Origin of the sequence: Thermosynechococcus sp. (genome assembly GCF_046299635.1) — a bacterium.
GTDB lineage: Bacteria > Cyanobacteriota > Cyanobacteriia > Thermosynechococcales > Thermosynechococcaceae > Thermosynechococcus.
Genome location: NZ_JBKBHV010000041.1, coordinates 1 through 12,140 on the forward strand (window position 1 = coordinate 1; position 12,140 = coordinate 12,140).

Sequence of the window (12,140 nt, forward strand, 5' to 3'; positions counted from 1 at the left end):
GGTTGATACGCCTTGGTTAAGAGAAAATCTTAACCTATGTATTTGTTAGCAAAAGTTAACGAAAATGTATCGGTAAGAAAGTAGAGATGTCAGAGACACCGCTGGTTGCCATTGTCATGGGCAGTGATTCCGATTTGCCGACCATGCAGGGGGCGATCGCCATCTGTGAACACTTTGGCATTCCCCATGAAGTGGCTATCCTCTCGGCTCACCGCACTCCCCTTGCGATGGCAGAATTTGCCCAAAATGCCCATCAGCGGGGTCTGAAAGTGATTATTGCCGGTGCGGGGGGAGCTGCTCACTTGCCGGGTATGATTGCCTCTCTAACACCCCTACCTGTGATTGGGGTACCTGTGCCGAGCCGCCATTTACACGGGGTGGACTCCCTCTACTCAATTGTGCAGATGCCGGCTGGGATCCCCGTGGCGACGGTTGCCATTGGCAATGCCCAAAATGCAGGCCTATTGGCTGTCCAACTATTGGCCAGTCATGATCCAGAGCTGCTAGAGCAAGTAATTGCCTATCGTCAGGAGTTGGCCGCTACTGTGACCGCCAAGAATCAAAAACTACAAACCCTAGGGGCTAGCGCTTATCTGCAACAGCAGTGATCCCTGATTCAGATCCTCGGTTCTAGAAAAGAACCTAAGAGCTTTGCCTTTTGTAAATCACGCCTAAAGAGGGGAAGAGTGCGGCGACATTCATCAACAAAACTCGCCAACCATGTTTCCAATTGCTGCTGTTGGTTTGGTTTCACAACAACTTTTGCAGCCGGCAAAGATCCGTGATAGCTAATATAGCCGTCATCAGTAACCACAAAATCGGCAAACCAACTAGTGGAAGGGCGAGAGGCTCGCCAATAATTCGCAACGATGACTTTGCCAAGGTATTTTTGGGCTAGTTCACTGACTCGGTTCAAGTGATCAAGGGCTTGAGCCACCGTTAAAGATGGCTGCTCTTTGACAGGGATGACTTGCGCCCTAGAAATATCTTGAGCATTGGCCATACCCAAAATCCGCCATAGTTTTTCTTCGAGACTTTTTAATTGCAGTCTTTGGTGACGCTCCTCTTCACTGCTATGCCTGAGGGAGCGGTGAAGACGAACAATCATCTCCACGGCTGCTAATTCTGAGGGGGCAAGGGATTCTAAGCGATTCAGAATGTGGTTTTCGCGCTCTCCTCCGGCGTGCTGAAAGCGATCGCCCACTGCGTGTTCTAAACTTTGACCCGCTAGGTCGAAAATATCCCTTTCCTGATCGAATAAACGCAGAATATAATAGCGCGTCATTGGTGTGAGCGAAGCCACCACGATTCCCTTCCTCCTCTTTATGAAGAGACTACTTCCCATGTTAGAAGGGAGCGTCAACCCTTTTGTGCAATATCAATATCTGCCGGGAGATGGAATATCTATAAAAGGTTCTCACCGCGTTGAGCTTATGACATCTTGGTAAATTAGGCTATCAGCCGGAAATTAAACTAAAATATACGTACTCAAATCCACTGTGCTGCTCTCCCGATCGCCCGCTGCCATGAACGCTTTTGCACCTAGCTTACCGACTGATATTGAATTGCCCGATTGGTTAGCGACGTGCCTGCAAAATCCAAATCCTGAGAATGGGGATGATTTGGTCTGTCGGGCGTTTCAATTTGCCTACGACTTACACCAAGGACAACGGCGGGCTTCCGGGGAACCCTACATCGCCCATCCTGTGGCAGTTGCCAGTATTTTGCGGGATTTAGGGGGTGGATCTGCTCTTTTGGCAGCGGGGCTTCTCCACGATGTTATTGAGGACACCAATGTTACCGCAGAGGAGCTAGAAGCCCAGTTTGGTGCCGAGGTGCGGCGCCTAGTGGAGGGGGTCACCAAGCTCTCGAAGTTTAACTTTTCTAGCAAGACGGAGCGGCAAGCAGAAAGTTTCCGCCGCATGTTTTTGGCAATGGCGCAGGATATTCGCGTCATTGTGGTTAAGCTGGCCGATCGCCTGCACAATATGCGTACCCTTGAATATCTGCCCGAAGATCGCCGCCGTGCCATTGCCCAAGAAACCCGCGATGTCTTTGCCCCTTTGGCCAACCGCTTGGGGATTTGGCGAATTAAGTGGGAACTGGAGGATTTGGCCTTTAAGTATTTGGAGCCAGAGGCCTACCGTCGCATTCAGGAACTGGTGGCTGAAAAACGTGCTAATCGTGAGGCACAACTCCAGCAGGCGATTCAACTTCTTCACGAACGACTATCGGGGATGGGCTTTGGCTATCTAGAAATTAGTGGCCGGCCCAAACACCTCTACAGCATCTACCAAAAAATGATGCGGCAGCAAAAAGAATTCCATGAAATTTATGATGTAGCGGGCATTCGCATTCTTGTAGCTACAAAGGATGAGTGCTATCGCGCCCTAGCAGTTGTCCATGACTGTTTTCTCTCCGTGCCAGGACGCTTTAAGGACTACATTAGTCTACCGAAACCCAATCAGTATCAGTCCCTGCATACCGTTGTGATTGGTCTTGGTGGCCGCCCCCTAGAGGTGCAAATTCGCACGTTGGCGATGCACCATGTCTCTGAATATGGGATTGCTGCCCACTGGAAGTACAAAGAAACGGGTCATTCGTTGCCGCAACAGTGGAGTGCCCGCGATCAAAAATTCACCTGGCTACGGCAACTCCTAGATTGGCAGAATGACCTCAAGGATGCCCAAGAGTATCTCGATAGCATTCGCGATGATCTCTTTGATAAGGAGGTCTATGTCTTTACGCCCCAAGGGGATGTCCTTGCCCTGCAACAGGGGGCAACGCCGCTCGACTTTGCCTACCATATTCACACCGATGTCGGGAATCACTGTGCCGGGGCACGGGTGAATGGTCGGATCGTGCCCTTGGATACGCCCCTGCGCAATGGCGACATTGTTGAGATTATTACCCAGAAAACCGCCCACCCCAGTCTGGACTGGTTGAACTTTGTTAAAACCACAACGGCACGCAACCGCATTCGGCAGTGGTACAAGCGATCGCGCCGCGATGAAAACCTGCAACGGGGACGGGAGTTGCTAGAGAAGGAATTGGGTAAAGCGGGTTTGGAGGCTCTTCTCAAATCACCACAAATGCAGCAGGTGGCAGAGCGCAGCAACTACCAGAGTGTGGATGATTTGGTGGCCGCCTTAGGCTACGGCGAAATTACGCTGAATCTCGTGGTGAATCGGCTGCGGGCAATTACCCTCGCGCGTCCAGAGACAACCACACCGGAACTGCCTTCAGAATCTGCCCCTGTCAACCGTGTCCCCGCCACTACAAAACCCAGTGATTCCCCCATTCTTGGGGTAGAGGGGTTGGTCTATCACATTGCCGGCTGCTGTTGTCCCGTGCCCGATGAACCGATTATTGGAGTGGTGACGTTGGGCAGTCGTGGCATTTCCATTCATCGTCAGGGCTGTAGTAACCTCGAATCGGTGTCGAGCGATCGCCTGATTCCCGTGAGTTGGAATACGAAGGTCAATCAACGCCGTCCCCAAACCTATCCGGTGGATGTGCAAATTGAGGTGATTGATCGAGTCGGCATTCTCAAGGATATTTTGACCCGTTTAACCGATAATCAAATTAATGTGCGGCGAGCGAATGTCCACACGGATCCGGGGCGCACAGCGATTATTGATTTGTGTATTGATATTGTGAATGCAAAGCAATTGGATCATATCTTGGCGCAGATTAGAAAAATCACTGATGTCCTCAACATTCGTCGCCGTCAGCAAACAGAAGTGAATTCTCCTTAGGTGTGATCGTCCGCTCGGTGACTCCCGATGAAGGAAAAGCGTTTGTGACATCACTCCTTCTGGAACTCCTCCAACAGTACCCAGCAGAAGCCCTTTCCCCGACATTGGTTGCCCTGCAAGCGACGCAAAAAATCTTGCCGCCACCCCATCCGGTGTGGTTGATTTCCACCAGTGTCTGGCAACAGTTGTGCTCTGGCGTGATTCCGCTGTGGCAAGCGGCCTGCGATCGCTGGCAGGAGAGGTCTCCCAATACGGCGGATCTCAAGGCACTGGCGCTGGAGATGACCCATGAATTGCCCCCTTTGGATGTGGGGGAGTTGGAAACCGTTTTTGCGGCGTGTCATCACTTTTGGCAACACCAGGGGGGAGAGAGTCATCTTGTGCTCACCACCTATCTTTGGCAGGAAACGCAGGACTTACCTTGGGGACTAGGTTGTGGAACTGTATTAAATCATCCCAGTTTACCCCTGTGTCATCAGGCGATTGAAAATGCTTTTGCTAGGCTTGTACGGGCGAGGAATCTTTATACCTATTGGCAGCAGGGATGGGATTTTTGTCGGCTCAAAGCGGGGATTTTACTCTACCCCTTGAGTACGATTGTGGCCTCAGGTTGGTGGACAGGCACTGATCCAACGTTTCGGGCGATCGCCGGCGGTGTAGCCCTCCCCCATCAAGGCATTCCCCTGCCACCGAGGGGAATTGAACTGACACCCGCCGAGGTAGAACAGTTGCAGCAGGCCTGTCGCGGGGCGGCGTCCCGGCTATGGGTTTGGCATCGCAGCCAGACACAGGTGTGGTGGGGACAGTGCTTGCCAGAGCCGCAACCGACACCCGTTCCCCTGAAGCCGCTGGAACGGACGCTAATTGCTGAGGGCATTGCTGCTGCGCCGGGACAGGCGATCGCCCCCGCCATTGTGATCACCGACCCTTGCGCTCCCGCTGCCGTGGCTGGGCGGATTTTAGTCAGCAAAAGTATTCCCCCCTATTGGTTGCCCTTGGTGAATGCGGCTGTGGGGGTGATCTGTGAGCAAGGCGGGCTAACCAGTCATGGAGCGATTCTAGCGCGGGAATTGGGACGGCCTGCCGTTGTCGGTGTGGCCAAGGCTACCCAGTCTATTCATTCAGGAATGATGCTGTTTCTGGATGGTCATCGTGGCTGTATCTATCAACTGCCGCCAGACCCATTGCCGGTGGTGGCGACCCCCTCTTCGCCAACGCCCTCACCCCCCGTGGTGAAACGGTTGCCCCTGCAAATCATGGTGAATGTGAGTCAAGTCAGTGCCCTGCGGTTATTGCGATCGCTCCCCTGTGATGGCATTGGCCTGTTGCGTTCCGAGTTAATGGCGTTGGCCTTTTTGGATCATCGTCACCCCTGTCATTGGTTGGAGCAGGGGGAAGCTGAGCAGTTGCGCGATCGCTGGGTGCAGCACCTGCGTGAATTTATGCGGGCGATCGCCCCCCGGCCTCTCTTTTATCGCACCTTGGACTTAAGGCCGGCGGACTACCGGCAGCTGTTGGGCGGACACCGCTTTGAACCCGAAACGACTGGGGGGCTGCGGGGTGTGAGTCGCTATCCCCATTGTCCGGAGTTGTTTCACTTGGAACTGTCGGCGCTGGCGATCGCCCACCGTTTAGAAACCTGCCCACTGCGTATTGTTCTGCCCTTTGTGCGCAGTGTTAGTGAAGTCACCTATTGCCAAACGGCTCTTGCCGAGCATGGCTTGACAGCGAGCGCCGGGGTGCCACTGTGGGTCATGGCGGAGGTGCCGGCGATTCTGTTTTTAGTGCCGGATTTGGCCAAGCTGGGTGTTGCCGGAATTACCATTGGCACCAACGATCTCACGCAACTGCTGTTGGGAATGGATCGGGAGACGGCACTACCAGAGTTAAACGAAGATCATCCAGCGGTACGGGGAGCGATCGCGCACCTCATTCAGCAAGCCAAAGCCCACCATCTAGGCTGTAGTCTTTGTGGCGAAGCCCCCGGCCGCTATCCCCATTGGCTGCCCTGGTTAATTGATTTGGGCATTGACAGTCTCTCCGTTAGCCCTGAAGTTGTCCCTCAGGTTTTAGATCGGCTTTAATTGTGAATAACTTGGTGCCATTCAACGTAGGACAATGCTTATTTACTGCACCCGCCCTTGGTGTTCTCGCCCCCAGAATGACTTGCCGGAACTCGACGGGGAGGTTCCAACCGACGGCATCCCTCAAAAGTACTGTGCCAACTGTGGCATGCCCTTAATGTTGCGGCGGCGTTATGTTGCCCAGCAGGTGTTGGGACAAGGGGGTTTTGGCATCACCTACCTCGCGCGGGATTTGGACACGCCGGGCAGGCGCCAATGCGTAATCAAGCAACTGCAAGTGGAAACCTCTAACCCAGCTCTCCTACAGAAAGCTGAAGATTTATTCAAGCGAGAAGCACGACTCCTCGAAAAGCTGGGGGAACATCCCCAAATTCCTACCCTATTTGCTTTCTTTCAAGAGCGGGTGAACAGCAGCACGGGAGAAGGAGAGGAAAATTATTTTTATTTGGTTCAAGAATTTATTGAGGGCGATACCCTTGAGGAGGAACTGGCTAGCCGAGGCCATTTTAGCGAAGAGGAAGTACGAGGTATCTTGAAAGAACTGCTACCTGTTTTGCAGTACATCCATGATCAAAAAGCAATTCACCGAGATATTAAACCGGCAAACATTATTCGCCAATCGGCAAAAAACAGTAAATTTCCCGGACAGCGCCGCCTTTATCTCATTGACTTTGGCGCCGTGAAAGACATTTCGCGGGTGACTGAAATGGCAAGGGAGCACACAAGAATCTACACGGCGAATTACGCAGCGCCAGAACAAGTCAGAGGGGAGCAAGTTTTTCCCTGTTCCGATCTCTATTCCCTAGCCGTCACCTGTCTTGTCTTGCTCACAGGTCGAGACCCCAAGGAATTACTTGATCACTATCATCACACTTGGAACTGGCAAAACCAGCGTCCCATCAATCCAAAGTTTCGAGATATTTTAATGAAAATGTTGGCGGTTGTCCCTAGCGATCGCTATCAGTCGGCCAGCGAAGTCGAAGCTGCCTTAAGCAATTCAGAGAACCAAGACTTACAAGCTGAAACAGCCAAAGCATTAGAGCCACAGGAGCTAAAAACAACAGCGATTGTTGAAGAATCTGCACCGCCGCAGTTGATTCCATCCGTCAATTGGCTCGTTGAGAAGTATAACAGTGACTTGCATAGCGATTGGCTAGAAATCCAGAAGTATGCCACATTGGTAGGAGTGACTCATCCCGCCAGTCCTCAGGCTCAGGAAATTATTTTTTCTGAGCGTAGCCCTACGCCTATGTACCTTGTTGTCACTGATGTTCAGCAGCAGTCCTGGCTTCTTCCTTGTCGCAAAGGCGAGTTCGACTCCTACTTATTTCGCCGCACCTTACCCCAGCACCCCGCTGAAAAGTCAGGCCAACTTCTGAAGCCGGTACGGCTTGAACGCCAAGATCACCATTGGAGAATGGTGGAGACAGGAAATATTGTCTATGAACCTGTCATTCCTTCGACGCCATCTACTGGCCAGCCCTTCTCCTTTACTCAGCCTGTATCCGTTAATACACAGCCTAGATCGACAAGAGCCTCAACAGTAGCTCCGTGGGTCATTCTTGCCGTACCCTTGATCATGTTTGGGAGCATGTTTGCAACGATCGCCCTACTTTTTCTGTGGAACCGCTTAGAATCCCGCCAAGTATCAATGCCAACACCTGAGCCATCACCACAGCTAGAATTGCCCCCAGCCACTCCAGAACCGACGCCGACACCTACTGAAACACCTACACCTAGGGAAACTCCCAGCCCTGCATCTACACCTGTTGCACAAAGAAATATAGAAGAAGAACCCCCCGTCGAGCCCACTCTGCCAAGATTGTCTTGGCAAGCTGCTTGTGGTTCTGATTATGTTGCCCAAGCCTATTGGTGGCCTGTTCGAGGGCCAAAGGGTGCCCTAAATCTTGTGAAGGAACGCTACTGTGGTGATGCAATCATTGTGGGTGACCAAACTCAAGTGGCCAGTTTCCGCTCCAAGGAGGAAGCTGAAGTTTTTGCAGAGTTACTGAGTGAAGAGAGTGGCTATTCTTTCTATGTGGGTGAACCAACATGGGTAGATTAAACAACGTCAGAGATCCATCTAAATTGCTACCTATACTTCAAACGCCTCAAAATTCTCGCTCTCAAAAGGTTATCAAATTTTTATCTTTTGCAGTAGCAACGATTTTGGTGGTATTGTGCACCACTGTATTCTTGCGACTGTATGAATCTAACCCTGCAAATCGGCCAGCAACAACTTCGGCCACACCAACTCCCGCAAGTACAATCAGCAGTCAAGTAGAGACTCCACCAAGAAGGCGAGGGCAACCCCCAATAGCGCCTCAGCAATCTCCCCTCGTGCCTCAACCGTCACCGACTGCTGCTGAATTTATCAACATTAACTACGAGAATGCGGCAGCCTATGCCGCAAAAATTCCTACCAACTTTGTGGCTTTGACCTTTGATGATGGTCCAACACGGGAGTACACGCTGCCTATCCTTGCGAAGCTACGCCAGTATGGCATGAAGGCAACCTTTTTCGTGATTGGTGGGCGCGTAGCGCAAAATTGCGACATCTTGCAGCAGATTTATCGTGAGGGACATGAAATCGGCAACCACACTTATAGTCATGTGCTGTTGACCCAAGAATCGCCGCAGTCTCAATGGGTACAGTTAGTGAAAAACCAACAGGAAATTCATCAATGCTTACAACAAATCGGTGTGAACTACTACCCGCGTTGGTTTCGTGCTCCCTATGGGGATCAGAATGCTCAAGTTTTAGCCTATGTCAAGGCCTTGGGGATGAATTCTGCCCTTTGGTCGCTGGATACTCAAGATTGGAATATTGAAACAACGGCAACCATGATTGCCAACAGTGTGATTCAGGGGGGCGATCGCCAACTGGTGATAATGCACGATGGCACTGAATTTAATTCGGCGATGCAAAACAACCCCCAACTCAATCCCAGTCGGCAACCGACGGTAGAGGCACTGGATCAAATTCTTTCCTATTACCGCAGCAAAGGCATTTCTAGTTTGACGCTATCGCAGGCTTTTCGTTAGAAGCCATAGTGCTCAATTGCTTCGAGGATCCCTTGGGCATAGTGGCCTTTGGCAAAGTAAATGTGGGGGCGATCGCGCAACTTTTCCAATTCGGGACTGTGATTGCCCACAACCACAGCAAGGGTATTGCCGGTCAGCATTTGCTCGTCATTACCGGAATCGCCGGCCACTAAAAGTTTTTGCAGGGGATAGCCCCACCTGAGCGCCAGATAGCGCAGGGCATCCCCTTTAGAAGCACGCAGGGGCAAAATATCCAAAAACTGATTGTGGGAGAAAATCGGCCGACAGTGGAGTTTTTGCTGCCGTAAAAGACGCAGAACCGGCGTAATGTTGGGAAGAACCGTGGTATCTACGTTGTAGCTGATTTTATGGGGGCGTTGATTTTGCGGCGGTTGCAGCGTCAGGCCGGCCACATTGGCGAGGGTATCTCTCACCCGTTGCGGTTCCCAGCGATAGCTAATGTGCTGCTGCCAACTGGTGTCGGGCACAAGGTGAGGGCCATAGTGAATTTCACTGCCGACAGAGGTAATCAAAACATCGGGAATCGGCACGCCCCATTCATGGAGTACCTCTAGGGTAATTTCTAGGTGACGCCCCGTTGCCACGCCAAAACCCATTTCAGGACGGCGTTGCAGAAGCGCCAATAGTCGTTCTAGGGCAGGGCGATCGCCAATCAGCGTATTGTCAATATCACTAATCAGCAGGCGATCAAGGGTCAGCAGACGGTTCCGCGTCAGAGTCTTTGGCAGTTTATTACTGTGGTATTGGGTAGGTTGGCGTTGCAGGCTCAAGGCTGGCAATACGGGTTTTTCTGCCAGTTGATCAAGGGCTTGCAGATACCTCTCCACATGGCTGTGCCAAGAGTAGTGGGCTTGGACTCCCTTAAGACCGTTTTCTGCCCAAGTCTGCCACTGGCTATCACTTTGAAACGCTTGATGGAGTGCCCTGCGGATCGCCTCTGGGTCAAGGGCATCAAAGAGTAAGCCATTCTGACAGTGGCGAAGAATTTCCTGCGGCCCGCCATCCGCTGTCGCCAACACCGGAAGTCCACAGGCAGCCGCTTCAATGAGCGTCAGGCCAAAGGGTTCGGTGAGGGCGGGATTGATAAACACCCCCCGTTGTTGCGCAGCTAAACGGTACAGATCGGGGACTTCATCGCTGGTGTGGGTTTTGGGATAGGCCACTTTGCCGTAGAGGTCGTAGCGATCAACCAGCAAAAAGAGTTCCGTCAGTACTTGGCGAGGGCTGGCCTCCATCTTACTAATATCCGTGCGATTGCCGAGAACTAAAAGGAGGTTCGCTCGCTCCTGCAAAAAGGGATCAGTACCATAGACATGAAGCAGGGCGGCCACATTCTTGCGCGGCACCGGTCGGGAGAGGCAAAAGATAAAGGGCTTTTGCGGTTCCAGCAAAAAGCGACGCAATTCCTTGCGAAAAGGCAAATCTGTTGGAACAGGGGCGGGATAGAAACGGCTAGTGTCCACCCCCGGTGGAATCACCGCCATCCGCTCTGGGTCGTACTGATCGTAGAGGCGATATTGCTCTTCCACCTCCTGATGGGTACTGGCAATAATCAGGGCGGCACTGGCAAGGGTTTGCTCCTCAGCTTCAATGCGAGTGGTAAAGTGAAACTGCTCCTCAATGGCCTCAGGTTTACTGCCTTGGGCAAGGAGGCGCTGCCGCTTAACCCGTCCGAGGGAATGCCCGGTGTGCACTAAGGGAACCCCCAGCCAGCCGGCCACGCGACACCCCACATACCCAGCATCGGCATAGTGACTGTGGATCACATCCGGCATGCAGCCACCTTGGCGCAGATGGCGCAACAGTTCATCGGCAAATACGTCTAGATAGGGCCAAAGCACTTCCTTGCGCAAATAGCGGCGAGGGCCACAGGCCAGACGCACAATACGGGCGCGATCGCCAATTCGCTCAATCGGCTGGGCATAGTCGGGACTGACCTTGGCATCGGCAATCAGACGCGTCACCAAATCCACCTGAGCCACACGGGGATGGGCGGCAAGGGTTTTGGCCAATTCGACCACATAGCGGGTTTGTCCTCCCGTATCGGCATCCCGCCCCAGTTCAAGGCGATCGCCCCGAATCAAACCGTGAATACTAATGAGGACAATGTATAATCCCTCTTGCATAGCTGCTCCCTTACTTGGCGCACGATAACCCAATTGGGGGTCATCCTCACCCTACCGAAAAACATGAGCATTGTCCAAAAAGCCATGGCGGCAATCCCCCCAGCAGTTCATCTCAAAGAGGTCTCTTTTGGCTGGTCGCCAGAGGTTCCGGTGCTGGATCGGGTGTCCCTAGAAATCCCTCGGGGGCAACTCTGGATGCTCCTTGGCCGCAATGGCAGTGGCAAGTCAACACTGGTGAAGATTTTGGGGGGGCTGTTGCAGCCCCAAAGGGGAGAAGTCTATGTGGAGCAGCCCCTTGGCTTTGTCTTCCAAAACCCCGATCACCAACTGGTGATGCCCAGCGTGGGTGCAGATATTGCCTTTAGTTTGAATGGCGAAGCGCTCAACTATTGGCAGGTGCGCGAGCGCGTCAGTGCGGCTCTCCAAGCGGTAAATTTACAGGGGCTAGAACGCCGTCCCATCTATGCCCTCAGTGGTGGCCAAAAACAGCGGGTAGCCATTGCCGGGGCGATCGCTCGCCATTGTCGGGTGCTCTTGCTCGATGAACCCACAGCCCTCCTTGACCCCGATAGCCAGCAGGAACTCTTGGGCTATGTGCGGCAACTGGTCAATACCCAAGGGATGACAGCACTGTGGGTTACCCATCGTCTCGATGAACTGGCGCAAGCGGATGGTGCCATTGTTTTAGATCGCGGCAAAGTGATTGGCCAAGGGGCAGCCACCGACATGATTCCCCTGCTGCATGCTTGAAAAGCAAGATGTTGCTTAATGCTGTTCGCCAAGGATAAGACTGGAAGCTTCATCACTTTACTGCAAGGCGGAAAGTCTCTCAGGCAACCTTAGTTGCTACTTTCTTCGCCTAAATCATAGAATAGTCTGCATGAAACAGGTGCTGACAATTGTTTGAAAGCTCAACCCCACTCCTGAGTAAATTGTTAGGTGGCTTAGGTTACTCGTGGAGAAAGTATTTTTAATACCAGTTCTTTGTAACCTTAATCATAAATAAAATATTAATAAAAAATAAGTCATAAGCGAGAGGATTGCTTATCCTAAAACTGAAGTCACCTCAATAGGAGACTCTCATGGCTCGCCCACTTGTCCTCAAG

The 12,140-nt window shown here is 52.3% G+C and carries 8 protein-coding genes; 6 read left to right on the forward strand and 2 right to left on the reverse strand.

Annotation, left to right across the window (positions count from 1 at the left end; genetic code table 11):
* The first annotated feature begins 86 nt into the window (after positions 1 to 86).
* The gene (purE, locus tag ACK4IR_RS12075) at positions 87 to 608 is read left to right on the forward strand and encodes a 5-(carboxyamino)imidazole ribonucleotide mutase (protein WP_409874604.1); all 522 of its coding nucleotides are present in this window, start codon (positions 87 to 89) and stop codon (positions 606 to 608) included.
* An 8-nt stretch (positions 609 to 616) separates the two neighbouring features.
* Here the strand turns inward: purE and ACK4IR_RS12080 are convergent, their stop codons facing one another.
* The gene (locus ACK4IR_RS12080) at positions 617 to 1,306 is read right to left on the reverse strand and encodes a hypothetical protein (RefSeq protein ID WP_409874605.1); all 690 of its coding nucleotides are present in this window, start codon (positions 1,304 to 1,306) and stop codon (positions 617 to 619) included.
* Positions 1,307 to 1,526: 220 nt separating this feature from the next.
* On the opposite strand from ACK4IR_RS12080, the gene ACK4IR_RS12085 reads away from it, so the two are divergent.
* The 4 genes from ACK4IR_RS12085 (at position 1,527) to ACK4IR_RS12100 (ending at position 8,887) form a co-directional block, all read left to right on the forward strand.
* Positions 1,527 to 3,758: a RelA/SpoT family protein gene (locus ACK4IR_RS12085; protein ID WP_409874606.1), complete on the forward strand. Its 2,232-nt coding sequence runs from the start codon at positions 1,527 to 1,529 to the stop codon at positions 3,756 to 3,758.
* Positions 3,759 to 3,802: 44 nt separating this feature from the next.
* Positions 3,803 to 5,842 carry a putative PEP-binding protein gene (locus ACK4IR_RS12090; protein ID WP_409874607.1) on the forward strand — a complete coding sequence of 680 codons (2,040 nt, stop codon included), beginning with the start codon at positions 3,803 to 3,805 and terminating at the stop codon, positions 5,840 to 5,842.
* Positions 5,843 to 5,876: 34 nt separating this feature from the next.
* Positions 5,877 to 7,907: a protein kinase domain-containing protein gene (locus tag ACK4IR_RS12095; RefSeq protein WP_409874608.1), complete on the forward strand. Its 2,031-nt coding sequence runs from the start codon at positions 5,877 to 5,879 to the stop codon at positions 7,905 to 7,907.
* A gap of 275 nt (positions 7,908 to 8,182) precedes the next feature.
* Positions 8,183 to 8,887, forward strand: a complete 705-nt coding sequence (locus tag ACK4IR_RS12100) for a polysaccharide deacetylase family protein (protein ID WP_409874609.1) — start codon at positions 8,183 to 8,185, stop codon at positions 8,885 to 8,887.
* Here ACK4IR_RS12100 and ACK4IR_RS12105 read toward each other — a convergent pair.
* Positions 8,884 to 11,034, reverse strand: coding sequence for an HAD-IIB family hydrolase (locus ACK4IR_RS12105; protein WP_409874610.1), 2,151 nt, complete (start codon positions 11,032 to 11,034; stop codon positions 8,884 to 8,886). The two genes, ACK4IR_RS12100 and ACK4IR_RS12105, sit on opposite strands and share 4 nt — an antisense overlap.
* Positions 11,035 to 11,097: 63 nt before the next feature.
* On the opposite strand from ACK4IR_RS12105, the gene ACK4IR_RS12110 reads away from it, so the two are divergent.
* Positions 11,098 to 11,784, forward strand: coding sequence for an energy-coupling factor ABC transporter ATP-binding protein (locus ACK4IR_RS12110; protein WP_409874611.1), 687 nt, complete (start codon positions 11,098 to 11,100; stop codon positions 11,782 to 11,784).
* Positions 11,785 to 12,140 lie beyond the last annotated feature (356 nt).

Excerpts from the sequence above, each read along its gene's own strand:
- ACK4IR_RS12085 (WP_409874606.1), top strand. The coding sequence starts at position 1,527 with ATGAACGCTTTTGCACCTAGCTTACCGACTGATATTGAATTGCCCGAT.
- ACK4IR_RS12110 (WP_409874611.1), top strand. The coding sequence starts at position 11,098 with ATGAGCATTGTCCAAAAAGCCATGGCGGCAATCCCCCCAGCAGTTCAT.
- ACK4IR_RS12105 (WP_409874610.1), bottom strand. The coding sequence starts at position 11,034 with ATGCAAGAGGGATTATACATTGTCCTCATTAGTATTCACGGTTTGATT.
- purE (WP_409874604.1), top strand. The coding sequence starts at position 87 with ATGTCAGAGACACCGCTGGTTGCCATTGTCATGGGCAGTGATTCCGAT.
- ACK4IR_RS12095 (WP_409874608.1), top strand. The coding sequence starts at position 5,877 with ATGCTTATTTACTGCACCCGCCCTTGGTGTTCTCGCCCCCAGAATGAC.